Source organism: Mesorhizobium sp. M0016, from assembly GCF_040324035.1.
In the GTDB taxonomy this organism is placed as follows: Bacteria; Pseudomonadota; Alphaproteobacteria; order Rhizobiales; family Rhizobiaceae; genus Mesorhizobium.
Genome location: NZ_JAMYVM010000019.1, coordinates 1 through 14,268, shown reverse-complemented (window position 1 = coordinate 14,268; position 14,268 = coordinate 1). Strand labels below are relative to the sequence as shown.

Below are 14,268 nucleotides of genomic sequence, written 5' to 3'. Positions count from 1 at the left end.
GGGGGAGGGTGGAGGATGCGCCGATGACCCAACTCGGCGCAAAGGTCACTCCCGAAGGCATCCGTTTTGCCGCCTGGTCGTCCTCGGCGCGGCGGCTCTGGGTGTCGATCTTCGACGACACCGGCGCCCGCGAAATCGACCGGCTCGAACTCCAGCCGGAAAGCGAAGGCGTCCATGCGCTGTTCGTCGCCGGCCTTGCCGCGGGTACGCGCTACGGCTTTCGCGCCGACGGCGAATATGCGCCGGAGCGCGGGCTGTGGTTCGATCCCGACAAGCTGCTCACCGATCCCTACGCCGTCGAGATCGACCGGCCCTACCAGCATCATTGGCGGCTTGCCGCCCGGCGCAACGAAGGCGCCGACACCGCGCCACTGATGCCGAAGACCATCGCGCGGGCTCAACCGAAGCCGCTGCCGGCCAAGCCGCCTTTGTTCCAGCCAGGCGGCCTGATCTACGAACTCAACGTCCGCTCCTTCACCAGGCTGCATCCGGACGTACCGGAAGCGCAGCGCGGCACCATTGCAGCCCTTGCCCATCCGGCTATCGTCGAACATCTCAAGAAGATCGGCGTCTCCGCCGTTGAGCTAATGCCCGTGACGGCATGGATCGATGAGCGCCATCTACCGCCGCTCGGCCTCAGCAACGCATGGGGCTACAACCCAGTCACCTTCATGGCGCTCGACCCGCGCCTGGCGCCCGGCGGCATCGCCGAGTTGCGCGATACTGTGGGGGTGCTGCGCAGGGCTGGCATTAGCACCATCCTCGATCTCGTCTTCAATCATACCGGCGAAAGTGACCGGCTCGGGCCGACGCTGTCGCTGCGCGGCCTCGACAATCAAGCCTACTACCGCAGCGAGCAGGACGGCAGGTTGGCCAACGATACCGGCACCGGCAATACCATTGCCTGCGACCATCCGGTCGTTCGCGACATGGTACTCGACACGCTGCGCCATTTCGTCCGCCATGCCGGCGTCGACGGTTTCCGCTTCGACCTGACGCCGGTCCTCGGCCGCGTCGATGGCGTATTCGATCCGGCGGCCCCGTTGCTCGAGACCATCGCTGGCGATCGTCTGCTTGCCGACAGGGTGCTGATCGCCGAGCCGTGGGACATCGGCCCGAATGGCTATCAGCTCGGCAATTTCCGGCCGCCTTACCTCGAATGGAACGACCGCTACCGCGACGACATCAGGCGCTTCTGGCGCGGCGATGCCGGCGCGGTCGGTGCGCTGGCGACAAGGCTCGCCGGCTCCTCCGATGTGTTCGGCAGGGAGGGCCAATCCGCCAGCCGCACGGTCAACTTCATCGCCGCACACGATGGCATGACGCTGGCCGATATCGTCGCTTATGAAGCCAAGCACAACCAAGCCAATGGCGAGAAGAACCGCGACGGCCACAATGAGAACCTGTCCTGGAACAACGGCGTCGAGGGCGAAACCTCGGACAAGGCGATTGCCGAGGCCCGTTCCCATGATCGCTTCGCGCTGCTCGCCACGCTGTTTGCCTCGCGCGGCACCATCATGCTGACGGCGGGCGATGAATTCGGCCGCACGCAAGGGGGCAACAACAACGCCTATGCGCAGGACAACGCCATCACCTGGCTCGACTGGGCCGGGCGCGACGTCGGGCTGGAAGCCCATGTGTCCGCGCTCGCAGCTCTGCGCGGCGCGGTGCCGGCGCTTTCCGATACGCGCTTCCTGACCGGAGAGCCGCCGGCCGGTTCTGAAACGCCCGACGTCGCCTGGCTGACCGAGACCGGCGCGCCGCTCAGCGAAGCCGACTGGAACGATGGCTCGCGCCATCGCCTCGTCATGCTGCTCGGCGATGGCGGGGAAGGCCGCCTGGCTGTGATCGTCAATGGCGATCGCCGCCAATGCGTCTTCACGCTGCCCGCGCGGCAAGGGTTTGAATGGCAGCCGGCTGTTGAAGCGCAAGCGGTCGACCTCGCGCGGCCGCTGCCCGGCCGCAGTGTCAGTTTCATGATCGAGCGCCGGACCGCAAAGGCCCGCGCCAGGAAGGGTCCGTAATGGCCGACGACAATGCCCAGCCGGGACCTGAACAGAGCGCCGACTGGTGGCGCGGCTGCGTCATCTACCAGATCTATCCTCGCTCCTTCCAGGACACCACCGGCGACGGCAGCGGCGACCTCTCAGGCATCACCTCACGGCTGGCGCACGTCGCCTCGCTCGGCGTCGACGCCGTCTGGCTGTCGCCCTTCTTCAAATCGCCAATGGCCGATATGGGCTACGACGTCTCCGACTATCAGGCGGTCGATCCGATGTTCGGCACGCTCGACGACTTTGACGCGCTGGTTGCCGAGGCGCACAGGCTCGGCCTGAAGGTGATCATCGATCAGGTGTTGTCGCACTCCTCCGACAAGCACGAATGGTTTGTAGAGAGCCGTGCCAGCAAGGATAATCCCAAGGCTGACTGGTATGTCTGGGCCGACACCAGGCCGGACGGCAACGCGCCCAACAACTGGCTGTCGGTCTTCGGCGGCCCGGCCTGGGAGTGGGACGCGACCCGCCGGCAATACTACATGCACAATTTCCTCGCCTCGCAGCCGGACCTCAACTTCCACAATCCTGAGGTCCAAGACGCGTTGTTGCAGACGGTGCGGTTCTGGCTCGAGCGCGGCGTCGACGGCTTCCGCCTGGATACGGTCAACTACTATGTCCACGACCGCTGGCTGCGCAGCAACCCGCCGCTGGCGTCGAGCGTCGCCGGCACCAATGGCGAAACCAACACCTATCTCTTCCAGGAGCATCTGTTCGACAAGACGCAACCGGAAAACCTCGGTTTCCTCAGGCGCTTCCGCGCTTTGCTCGACGAATATGACGGCCGCGCCAGTGTCGGCGAGGTCGGCGACGAAGGCCGTTCGCTGCAGACGCTGGCCGCCTACACATCCGGCGGCGACAAGCTCAACATGTGCTACACCTTCGACCTGCTCGGTCAGCAATTCTCAGCCGCCCATGTGCGCGGCTGCGTCGAGGCCTTCGAGGCAGCTGTCGCCGACGGCTGGGTCTGCTGGGCGTTCTCCAACCACGATGTCGTGCGCCATGTCAGCCGCTGGACGCGGCCGGGCGGCGATCCAGATGCGGTGGCGACATTCGCTATCGCTTTGCTCTCCTGCTTGCGCGGCTCGATCTGTCTCTACCAAGGCGAAGAGCTTGGGCTGGAGGAGGCGGAGCTGACCTTCGAGGATCTGCGCGATCCCGTCGGCATCCGTTTCTGGCCGGGGGTAAAGGGCAGGGACGGCTGCCGCACACCGATGGTCTGGGAAGCGGGCGCCGACAATGCCGGTTTTTCCTCGGGAAAACCCTGGCTGCCGGTGCCGGAAAGCCACCGCGCTCGGGCGGTCGATATCCAGAACGCCGACGACAAGTCCGTGCTCGCCGGCTACCGGACGATGCTCGCCTTGCGCAAGGCGCATCTGGCGCTGGTCAAGGGCCCGATCCGCTTTCTTGATGCCGACGGCGATGTCCTTGCCTTCATCCGGCAGGGTGAGGACGCGATATTGCTCTGCGTCTTCAATTTCGCCGACAAGCCGGCCGACTGGCGGCTGCCGCCGGATCTCCAGCCTGTCGAGACGATCGCTCAGGGTGGCGGTGCCGTCCTGCAGGAGGAGGGGCTGTTGCTGCCGGCCCTGGGCTGGTTTGTCGGCAAGGTAGGCTGATCTTTCAGGGACGCCGTCCGGCGTCAACAAAGATCGTGTCCGCATGCAACCGTGCCGAGTGATCCGTGCAACGCCACCGGCGCCATGTTTTTCATTTTCGGGCTTCTTCGGTACTTTCGTCGAGCTTGGCCACGAACGGCATTCCTGGAATATTTCCAGATGGTTGCGCTAATGACAACTGCTGAGGGCAAAACGCAAAATTACAGCACAACCGCAAGCTGCACCCAATTGAACCTGGTAATATAGATTAGCTATGGCTGGTTTAGGGTGAGGATGCTCACTTAGCGTCAAGCAAGACTCGGTTGAAATAATATTTCCGTCTGTCTAGTCTCCTGCCACCAGCTGCCGGAACGGGAACCGGCGGCGCGCTCGAAGGGGCCAGAAATCGGTTCCGGGGCGTCAACACTCGTAAGGCGCAGCCGATGGGCAGCGCCACAGGGAGAGACTTCATGCTGAAAAATATGCTGAAGGCGACGCTTGTCGCCGCGACCATGACCTTTGCCGCAGGCACGTTCCTGACGCCGGCCCTTGCCGAGACCGTCTATAACAGAGGCAGCGCCGCCGAAGCGGAGACGGTCGATCCGCACAAGACCTCGACCGTCTACGAAGCCGATATCATACGCGACCTGTTCCAGGGACTGGTCATGCACGATCAGAAGACGAACCTCATCCCGGGCGCCGCCGAAAGCTGGACGGTATCTGATGACGGCACCGTCTACACCTTCAAGCTGCGCAAGGACGGCTTGTGGTCGGATGGCAGCCCGGTGACGGCGGACGACTTCGTCTATTCCTTCCGTAGGCTGGAGGATCCGGCGACCGCCGCTGAATACGCTTCCATGCTCTATCCCGTGAAGAACGCCGAGGAAGTCAACACCAAGAAAGGCAAGCCCGAGGACATGGGCGTCAAGGCGATCGACGCCAACACCCTGGAAGTGACGCTGAAGGCGCCGACGCCATACTTCCTGGAGATGCTGACCCACCAAGCTACCTATCCGGTCAACAAGGCCTCGATCGACAAGCTCGGCGCCGACTGGATCAAGGCGGGCAATCTCGTTTCGAACGGCGCCTATACATTGGCCGAGTGGATTCCCAACGACCACATGAAGCTGGTCAAGAATCCGAAATTCTGGGATGCCGCGACCGTCAAGATGGACGTAGTCAACTACATCCCGACCGAAGACCGCTCTTCGGCGATGAAGCGCTTCGAGGCAGGCGAACTCGACAGCTACGGCGACCTGCCGACCGAACAGCTCGCTGACCTCAAGACCAAGTTCGGCGATCAGGTCCGCGTCGGACCGTATCTCGGCACCTATTATTACGCGATCAAGACCGACAAGGCGCCCTGGGACAATGTCGAGCTGCGCAACGCCATCTCGATGGCGATCGACCGCGACTTCCTGGCCGAAAAGGTCTGGCAGAATTCCATGCTGCCCGGCTATTCGATGGTGCCTCCGGGCATCGCCGGCTACACGCCGGCAATGGCCAAATACGCCGACATGCCGCAGATCGACCGCGAGGACGCCGCCAAGAAGATCCTTGAGAAACTCGGCTATACGCCCGAGCATCCGCTGAAGATGGAGATCCGCTACAACACCTCGGAAAACCACAAGAACACCGCGGTTGCCATCCAGGAACAGTTGAAGCCGCTTGGCGTCGAGATCACGCTGCTGAACACCGATACCAAGACCCACTATTCCTTCCTCGAGCAGAAGGGCAACTACGACGTGGCGCGTGCCGCCTGGATCGCCGACTACAAGGATCCCGAGACCTTCCTCGGCATCACCCGCAAGGCCAGCGGCAACAACTATTCGAGCTACGTCAGCCCGGCATATGAGGCGGCCATGGACAAGGCCGCGGCTGCCGGCGGCAAGCCGGAAGAGCGCATGAAGGACCTCACCGAGGCCGAGCGCATCCTTGTCGATGACGTCGGCAACATTCCGCTTCTCTACTACAGCTTCCACGATATCGTTTCCTCGAAGCTGCATGGCTTCGATGACAATGTGATGGACATCCATCCGTCCCGCTTCGTCTCCAAGGACTGATAATCATCCTTGACTGGACCGCCCCGCCCCCTCCGGGCGGGGCGGACTGGTCGGTCATCGCACCGGTCCGAAAGTCGTGGTCGATTTTCGGCAAGCCCGGTGCGAAGATTTGGCGCCGGAGCGTGGCAATGCGTCCGCATGGACGTATGTCGCTCTGGCCGAAGCGGGGCGCCGATGCTGCGATACATCTTACGGCGGCTTCTGACCGCCATTCCGACGCTATTCGTCATCGTGACCATGGCGTTCTTCCTGATACGCGTCGCACCGGGCGGCCCCTTCAATCAGGAGCGGGGCCTCAGTCCCGAGATCAGGGCCAATCTGGAAGCACAGTTCGGCCTCGACGATCCGCTCTGGCTGCAATATGCCCACTATCTCGGCAATCTTCTGCGCGGCAATTTCGGGCCGAGCTACAATTTGCCTGACTTCACCGTCACCGAACTGTTTGCCAAGGGGCTGCCGATATCGGTCCAGCTCGGCACCTCGGCGCTGATCCTGGCGCTGCTGCTTGGTTCGGTGCTCGGCACCATCGCCGCGCTCAACCAGAACAAGCTTGGCGACTATACGGTGATTGCGCTGGCGACCGCCGGCAGCACTATCCCCACCTTCGTCATCGCTCCTGTGATTCAGCTGGTGTTCGGATTGACCTGGAAGCTGTTGCCGATCGGCGGCTGGGGTGATGGCGCATTGATCAACAAGATCGGCCCGGTGCTGACGCTGGCCTTGCCGCAGATCGCCATCGTTGCCCGCCTGATGCGCGGGTCGATGATCGAGAGCTTGCGTTCGCATCATATCCGAACGGCGCGTGCGCTCGGCCTCTCCGACTGGTCGGTGGTGGTCAAGCACGCGCTGCGCGGCGCCATCCTGCCGATCGTTTCCTTCACCGGTCCGGCAGCCGCGGCGCTGCTCACCGGTTCGGTCATCGTCGAGACCATCTTCTCCATTCCCGGTGTCGGCCGCTATTTCGTCGATGCCGCGCTCAACCGCGACTACACGCTGGTGATGGGGACCGTGGTGGTGATCGCGCTCTTCACCATCGTCTTCAACCTGATCGTCGACGTCATGTACGCGGTCGTCGACCCGAGGGTACGCTATGACTGAGGGTGCGCTATGACTGACATCACAGCCGCCGCCGCTCCGCCGGCCGTCGTCGGCCGCTCGCTCTGGGGCGACGCATGGGCGCGCCTCAAAGCCAACCGCGCCGCCATGTTCAGCCTCTATTACCTGGCCTTCATTGGCGTCATCAGCATCTTCGGCCCCTGGTTCGTGCCGCATCAGTACACCACCATCTATGCCGACTATGTGCGCACGCCGCCAAGCTTTTCAGCCTATCCGAAGCCCGACATGATCGAGACGGCGCTCAAGGATGCCGTCAAGCGCATGCGCGTCGACATCAAGGAGTGGAAACTGGACGGCAGTCGCGTCACCGTCACCGTCACCTCGACCAAACCGATCGACGACCGCAACATCCGCTATCTCGACCGCTCCGATGCCTTCGACGATACCAAGATAGAGAGCAAATCGGCCGACGGGCTCGAATTGACTATGACTGCGTCGGTCAAACAGCAGTACTTCCTGTTCGGCACCGACAACACCGGTCGCGATCTTCTCTCGCGAACGCTGATGGCAGGGCGCATCTCGCTGGCCATCGGCCTGCTTGCCGGCATTGTCGCCGTGGTCATCGGCGTCCTCTACGGGGCGGCGGCAGGCTTTTCCGGCGGTAAGATCGACGAGGTGATGATGCGCATCGTCGACGTGCTCTATTCCTTGCCCTTCATTTTCTTCGTCATCATGCTGGTGGTGTTCTTCGGCCGCAACTTCGTGCTGATGTTCCTGGCGGTGGGAGCGGTGCTGTGGCTCGACATGGCGCGCATCGTGCGCGGCCAGGCGCTGTCGATCCGGCGGCAGGAGTATGTCCAGGCGGCCGAAGCCATGGGCGTCGGCCAGCGCGGCATCCTGCTGCGCCATGTCATCCCCAATCTGCTCGGACCAGTGGTGATCTACATGACGCTGCTGGTGCCGCAGGTCATCATCCTGGAAAGTTTCCTGTCCTTCCTTGGCCTTGGCGTGCAGGAACCGATGACCAGCTGGGGCGTGCTCATCTCGGTCGGCGCCAAGAACATCGGCACCGCCAACTGGCTGCTTTTGTTCCCCGCCTTCTTCCTCGTCTCGACGCTGTTTGCGCTGAACTTCGTCGGCGACGGCCTGCGCGACGCGCTCGATCCGAGAGACCGATGAAGATGGGACCGATAAAGATGGGGACCGATAATATGGGGACCGTTGCGATGGAAGCGCCCGAAACGATCCTCAGCGTCAAAGACCTTCGCGTCCGCTTCCGCACGCTCGACGGCGCGGTCGAAGCGGTCAAGGGCATCAACATCCACGTCAAGGCAGGTGAAACCGTTGCCGTGGTCGGCGAATCCGGATCCGGCAAGAGCCAGACCATGATGGCGGCGATGAGCCTGCTGGCGTCCAACGGCGAGGCGACGGGTCACGTCGATTATCGCGGCCGCAACCTTTTGACCATGAGCAAGCCCGACCTCAACAAGGTGCGCGGCGCCAAGATCAGCATGATCTTCCAGGAGCCGATGACCTCGCTCGATCCGCTCTATTCGATCGGCAACCAGCTGATCGAACCGATCCGCAAGCACCGCGGGCTGAACGCAGCCGAGGCACGGAACGAGGCGCTCAAGCTGCTCAGGCTGGTGCATATCCCCGATCCCGAGCGGCGGATGAAATCCTATCCGCACGAAATGTCGGGCGGCCAGCGCCAGCGCGTCATGATCGCCATGGCATTGGCCAACGACCCCGACATCCTGATCGCCGACGAGCCGACGACGGCGCTCGACGTCACCATCCAGGCGCAGATCCTGGTGCTGCTCGCCGAATTGCAGCGCAAGCTCGGCATGGCCATCGTCTTCATCACCCACGATCTCGGCATCGTCCGGCGCTTTGCCGACCGCGTCTATGTCATGCGCTATGGCGAAGTCGTCGAGGAAGGCGAGGCGGAAGCACTTTTCGCCAACCCGCAGCATGCCTATACCAAAATGCTGCTGGCCGCCGAACCGACCGGCACCAAGGCGGCGCCGCCGCCCAGCGCTCCTGTGCTGCTGGAGGGCCGCAATGTCGAAGTGACCTTCAAGATCGGCGGCGGCTTCCTTGCCGGCGAACCGCTGCTGCTGCGCGCCGTCGATCACATTTCGATCCGGCTGAAGCGCAACCAGACCATCGGTATCGTCGGCGAGTCCGGTTCGGGAAAATCGACGCTCGGCCGCGCACTTCTGCGCCTGTTACCCAGCGACGGTGTCATCCGCTTCGGCGACCGCGACATCTCCACCGCCGACCGCCAGGCGATGCGGCCGCTGCGTCGTGAGATGCAACTCGTCTTCCAGGATCCGTTCGGCTCGCTGTCGCCGCGCATGACCGTCGGCCAGATCATCACCGAAGGGCTTCTGGTGCATGAGCCGAACCTGTCAGGCAAGCAACGCGATCAGCGCGCCGTCGAGGCCTTGCTCGAGGTCGGCCTCGACCCCAACGCACGCAACCGCTACCCGCACGAATTCTCCGGCGGCCAGCGCCAGCGCATCGCCATCGCGCGTGCCGTGATCCTGAAGCCCAAACTGGTGGTGCTGGACGAGCCGACTTCGGCGCTCGACCGCTCGGTGCAGAAGCAGATCGTCGAATTGCTGCGCAAGCTGCAGGCCGACCACGAACTGTCCTACCTCTTCATCAGCCACGATCTCTCCGTGGTGCGCGCCATGGCCGACTACATCATCGTCATGAGGCAGGGCAAGATCGTCGAGGAAGGCCCGACGGAAGAGATCTTCAGCAACCCGCAGGCCGCCTACACCCAGACGCTGATGGCTGCGGCGATCGATGTCACGCGCTTCAGGCTGAGTGCTTAAGGCGTGACGTTCAGCCGATAGTCAGGGTAGGGCCAGTTCGCTTAGCCCGCTGACCTGGGGCATCTGTTGGCTCTTGTCGCGACAATGGCCTCTTGCCCCTGCTTCAGCCGTTCGATCCTGGCGGTTTCGCGGTTGGCGACGGCGGTCTTCACGCGCGTGCCGCCGAGCAGCCAGTTCGGCAGGCTGGTGTTGGCGACCTTGCCGCGGGTGATGGCGGTTTGCGAGATGTCGCGCGCGGTATCGCCCACGGCGGTGTTGAGCTCGGCGCATGTCATGCTGTCGTATTTCGCCGGGTTCACCGCGCTGCCCAGCGATGAGCAGCCTGCCGCCAGGGACAAAGCGAGCAGCGCTGACAGCCGGCTTGAAATCAACAAATTCATCTTCCGCAAACCTCGTTCCGGCCGCTGTCTCGGCGGCATTCCTATTATCGAGGTAGCGCGGAAGGTTGTCGCGTCAAAACACCATGCTGACAGCGACGCCGACGCGGCCGGTTTGCATCAAGCTATCTTGTGGGTCGGGAGAACAAACACCTAAGTGTCTGTTTTTTCTGGTCGGAGTGGCAGGATTTGAACCTGCGACCCCCTCGTCCCGAACGAGGTGCGCTACCAGGCTGCGCTACACTCCGTGACCAGACCGCGGGCTTATAGCTGCCGCATACCGTTCCTGCAAGCGGCAATGGCAGCGCTTCTGTCGCATTTCGTTGGCTTTCGTTGGGCATTGCCGCAAAGCTTGGCTTTCCCTCCCGGGATAAACCCGGCTTAAAGCCTTGTGTGCTAAGTCGCAGCCTCGATAGATCGTGTTTTCGCCATCTGGAGCTTTGCTGCCTTGCCCCTGAAAATCGTAGGCGACGCCCGGCCCAACAGCTTCGAATTCGAAACCGAAGCGCTGATCAAGGCGTCCGGCTTTCGCGAATACGACGCGCGCTGGTGGTTTGGCCATGCCGGTTCGACGCAACCGCCGGACCTGAACCTGATCGGCGTCCAAGCGTTGGGCATGGGCCTGGGCACTTTGATCCGCCGTCTTGGCGCGGGTCCCGACATCGTCACCGGGCATGATTTCCGTTCCTATTCGCTTGCCATCAAGCTGGCGCTGGTTTCCGGCCTGATGGCTGCGGGCGCAAAGGTGAAAGACATTGGCCTGGCGCTGTCGCCCATGGCCTATTTCGCCCAGTTCGCGCTCGACGCACCATCCGTCGCCATGGTCACGGCGTCGCACAACGAGAATGGCTGGACCGGAGTCAAGATGGGTGCGGCGAGGCCGCTCACCTTCGGACCAGAGGAGATGAGCGCACTGAAACACATCGTGCTGTCGAGCGACTTCGATCTCGCCGGCGGCGGCTCCTACGAATTCGTCTCCGGTTTTCGCGAGACCTATCTCGACGATCTGGTGAGCGACAAGCGCATCGCGCGAAAGCTGAAAGTCGTGGCGGCTTGCGGCAACGGCACTGCCGGCGCCTTCGCGCCACAGGCGCTGGAGCGCATCGGCTGCGAGGTGATCCCGCTCGATGTCGAGCTCGACCACAGTTTTCCGCGCTATAACCCGAACCCGGAAGACATGCAGATGCTGCATGCCATCAGGGACAAAGTGCTGGAAACAGGTGCTGATATCGGGCTGGGCTTCGACGGCGACGGCGACCGTTGCGGCGTGGTCGACAATGAGGGCAACGAGATTTTTGCCGACAAGGTCGGCGTCATGCTGGCGCGGGACATATCAACCCAATATCCCGGCTCGACCTTCGTCGTCGATGTCAAGTCGACCGGCCTGTTCAACACCGACAGCGTCCTGCGCGCCAACGGCGCGAAGACAGATTACTGGAAGACCGGCCATTCCTACATCAAGCGCCGCGTCGCCGAGCTTGGCGCCGTCGCCGGCTTCGAGAAGTCGGGCCATTTCTTCTTCAATCCGCCGATCGGCCGCGGCTATGATGACGGTCTCATCACGGCAATAGCCATTTGTGAGATGCTCGTCCGCAACCCCACAAGTTCGATGGCCGATCTCTATCGCGCGCTGCCGCTGACCTTCGGCACGCCGACCATGTCGCCGCATTGCGCCGATGACGTGAAATACGGCGTGGCCGATCGGGTGGTGGCGGACTTCCAGGCGATGCAGCGCGCCGGCAAGGCTTTTGCCGGCCAGAAGATCGCCGAGCTGATCACCGTCAACGGCGTGCGCATCGTGGCCGAAGATGGCACCTGGGGCTTGGTACGGGCGTCGTCGAACAAGCCGGAGCTTGTCGTGGTTGTCGAAAGCCCGGTATCGTCCGACCGCCGCCGGCAGATGTTCGAGGCGGTCGACGCCGTGCTGCGCCGCAGCCCCGAAGTCGGCGCTTACAACCAGACGTTCTGATTGGACCTTTCATGACCGAGCGCATCGTCAGTTTTGTCATGAGCGGCGGTGTCGGTTCGCGGCTGTGGCCGCTGTCGCGCGAGGACAACCCGAAACAGTTCCACGATCTTTCCGGCGACGGCTCGATGCTGGCCAAGACACTGCGCCGGCTGACGGCGCGGCCGGAGGGCGAAACGCCGATCTTCCTGATCGCCGCCGAGCGCCATGCCGAGCGCGTGCATGCCGACCTTGCCGGCCTCGACCTCGCCGGCGGTGGCCCGCTGTTCGAGCCGACCGGGCGCAACACGGCTGCCGCCGTGGCGCTGGCCGCGTTGCGCACATTGTCGGAGTTCGGCGACAGCCTGGTGCTGGTGGTGCCGTCAGACCATGAAATCGCCACGCCCAAGCAGTTCTGGCAGAGCGTCGAGGCTGGCAGCCAGGCAGCCCTTTCCGGCCGTCTGGTGGTGTTCGGCATCAAGCCGACGCAGCCCGAGACCGGCTATGGGTATATCGAAGTCGCAGCCGAAAGCGGCGGCGTCTTCGACGTGTCGCGCTTCGTCGAAAAGCCCGACCTCGCCACCGCGCAGAGCTATCTCAGTGCGGGCACCTTCTACTGGAACACCGGCATTTTCCTGTTTCGCGCCAGCGCCATGCGCGATGCATTTGCGGCCTTCCAGCCCGACATCTGGCAGGCCACCCAAGCGGCCTACAAGGCAGCGACTTCGGATCTGTCCGGCCTCTATATGCCGCTCGACCTCTACGCCGCCATCCCGTCGAACTCGATCGACTACGCCATCATGGAACGGGCCAAGGACATCGCCATGGTGCCGGCCGGCTTCCGCTGGAACGACCTCGGCTCCTGGCAGTCGCTGCTCGATGTCGGCCCTGCTGATGCCAATGGCAATGTCGTCGTCGGCGATGTTGTCGCCATCGATTGCGAGAACTCCTACATCAGAAGCGACGGCCGGCTTTTGTCGGCGATCGGCATGAAGGACGTCGCGATCGTCTCGACGGCGGATGCCACCTTCGTCGCGCCGGTCAGTCACAGCCAGCACGTCAAGAAGATCGTCGAGCAGCTGGAAAAATCGGGCCGTCTGGAAACCAGGTTCACCCCGGCGCATGACCGCGTCATCGAAAGCGGTGCCTGGCGGCGGCGCGTGCATCACTGGCTGTTCGAGGAGACCTTGCCGCTGTGGTCGACTTCAGGCGTCGATGAGCGTCATGGCGGCTTCCACGAGGCGCTCGGCTTCGACGGCGAGGCGCTGTTGAAGCCCAAGCGCATGCGCACGACGGCGAGGCAAGTCTACGCCTTCGCCGTTGCCAAGGCCCGCGGCTGGGACGGTCCAGCCGATCGCCTGATCTCCCATGGCATCGCCTTCATGGCCGGCAAGGGCCGCACGGACCGGGGCGGCTGGGTGCGCACGCTCAATGTCGACGGCTCCGTCGCCGACCCAACCGAGGATGCCTACGACCATTCCTGCGTGCTGCTGGCGCTGGCGCATGCGCATATGTGCGGCAATCCGGATGCGCTGCGGCTGGGCCAGGAGACCTTCGTGTTCCTCGACGCGCATCTCGAGGACAGCCGCATGACCGGCTTCCTCGAGACGTCGGACGGCGAGGGCGAGCGGCGCTCCAACCCGCATATGCATCTGCTCGAGGCCTTCCTCGCCTGGTATGAGGCGACCGGCGACCGCACCTATCTGCGCCGCGCCGCGCGCATCATCGACCTTTTCCGCAGTCATTTCTTCGATGCCGAGAGCTGGACGCTGGGCGAATATTTCGACGCCGGGTGGAAGCCGACCGCCGGCGAGAAGGGCACATGGACCGAGCCCGGCCATCATTTCGAATGGGCCTCGCTGCTGACCGATTTCGTCGCCCACAGCGGTCAGGGCGAGTTGAGCAATTTTGCCCGCAAGCTCTACGCCTCGGCCATCGCCAACGGCCTCAACCGCGCCACCGGCCTTGCCTACGGCGCGGTCTCCAGACAGGGCCTGCCGCTCGACCTTGTGTCGCGGAGCTGGCCACAGGCCGAAGCGATCAAGGCGGCGATTGCGCTGGATGGCTCGGGTGGTCCCGACCTCAAGCCCGAAATCGAGGCGCGCGTCGGCCGGCTATTCCGCTGGCACATCGACCCGGCGCCGCTCGGCCTGTGGATCGACCGCATCGACGAACGCGGCCGCTCCTTGGCATCGGACGTGCCGGCCAGCATCTTCTATCATCTGGTCTGCGCGCTGACGCAGTATCTTGATGGGACAGCGCAGAAGGGGTGAGGTTGTTGAGAGGCCGGTGCGAGGCACCCCCCTCTGCCGTGCAGGGCAGAGGGGGG

General features: G+C 63.5%; 8 protein-coding genes, 1 tRNA gene and 1 pseudogene. 8 read left to right on the top strand and 2 right to left on the bottom strand.

Translation table 11 applies throughout. From position 1 onward, the window contains the following. Window positions 1-23 precede the first annotated feature (23 nt). The 6 genes and pseudogenes from glgX (at window position 24) to NKJ88_RS23595 (ending at window position 9,617) form a co-directional block, all read left to right on the top strand. Complete coding sequence (glgX, locus tag NKJ88_RS23620; protein WP_352445765.1) at window positions 24-2,024, top strand: glycogen debranching protein GlgX; 2,001 nt, start codon at window positions 24-26, stop codon at window positions 2,022-2,024. Beyond that, complete coding sequence (gene bglA / locus NKJ88_RS23615) at window positions 2,024-3,673, top strand: beta-galactosidase BglA (protein WP_023698150.1); 1,650 nt, start codon at window positions 2,024-2,026, stop codon at window positions 3,671-3,673. Before glgX ends, bglA begins: the two co-directional genes overlap by 1 nt. Before the next feature lie 422 nt (window positions 3,674-4,095). After that, a pseudogene (locus tag NKJ88_RS23610) lies at window positions 4,096-5,463 on the top strand (peptide ABC transporter substrate-binding protein); the annotation flags it as partial. A gap of 426 nt (window positions 5,464-5,889) precedes the next feature. Beyond that, a complete protein-coding gene (locus NKJ88_RS23605) occupies window positions 5,890-6,813 on the top strand; it encodes an ABC transporter permease subunit (RefSeq protein ID WP_023684574.1) in 924 nt (307 codons plus the stop codon). 9 nt (window positions 6,814-6,822) lie between these two features. Next, the gene (locus NKJ88_RS23600) at window positions 6,823-7,950 is read left to right on the top strand and encodes an ABC transporter permease (RefSeq protein WP_023743707.1); all 1,128 of its coding nucleotides are present in this window, start codon (window positions 6,823-6,825) and stop codon (window positions 7,948-7,950) included. 47 nt (window positions 7,951-7,997) lie between these two features. Continuing rightward, window positions 7,998-9,617: an ABC transporter ATP-binding protein gene (locus NKJ88_RS23595; RefSeq protein ID WP_023752769.1), complete on the top strand. Its 1,620-nt coding sequence runs from the start codon at window positions 7,998-8,000 to the stop codon at window positions 9,615-9,617. Window positions 9,618-9,658: 41 nt separating this feature from the next. On the opposite strand, the gene NKJ88_RS23590 is transcribed toward NKJ88_RS23595, so the two are convergent. Beyond that, window positions 9,659-9,997 (bottom strand): hypothetical protein, encoded by a 339-nt coding sequence (locus NKJ88_RS23590; protein ID WP_352445763.1) that lies wholly within the window; start codon window positions 9,995-9,997, stop codon window positions 9,659-9,661. A gap of 168 nt (window positions 9,998-10,165) precedes the next feature. After that, window positions 10,166-10,242 (bottom strand) — tRNA-Pro (locus NKJ88_RS23585). Window positions 10,243-10,442: 200 nt separating this feature from the next. Here NKJ88_RS23585 and NKJ88_RS23580 point away from each other — a divergent pair. Further along, the gene (locus tag NKJ88_RS23580; protein WP_023715690.1) at window positions 10,443-11,963 is read left to right on the top strand and encodes a phosphomannomutase/phosphoglucomutase; all 1,521 of its coding nucleotides are present in this window, start codon (window positions 10,443-10,445) and stop codon (window positions 11,961-11,963) included. An 11-nt stretch (window positions 11,964-11,974) separates the two neighbouring features. Beyond that, on the top strand, window positions 11,975-14,212 hold the full coding sequence (locus tag NKJ88_RS23575; protein WP_023715689.1) for a mannose-1-phosphate guanylyltransferase/mannose-6-phosphate isomerase: 2,238 nt from the start codon (window positions 11,975-11,977) through the stop codon (window positions 14,210-14,212). The last annotated feature ends 56 nt before the right edge of the window (window positions 14,213-14,268 follow it).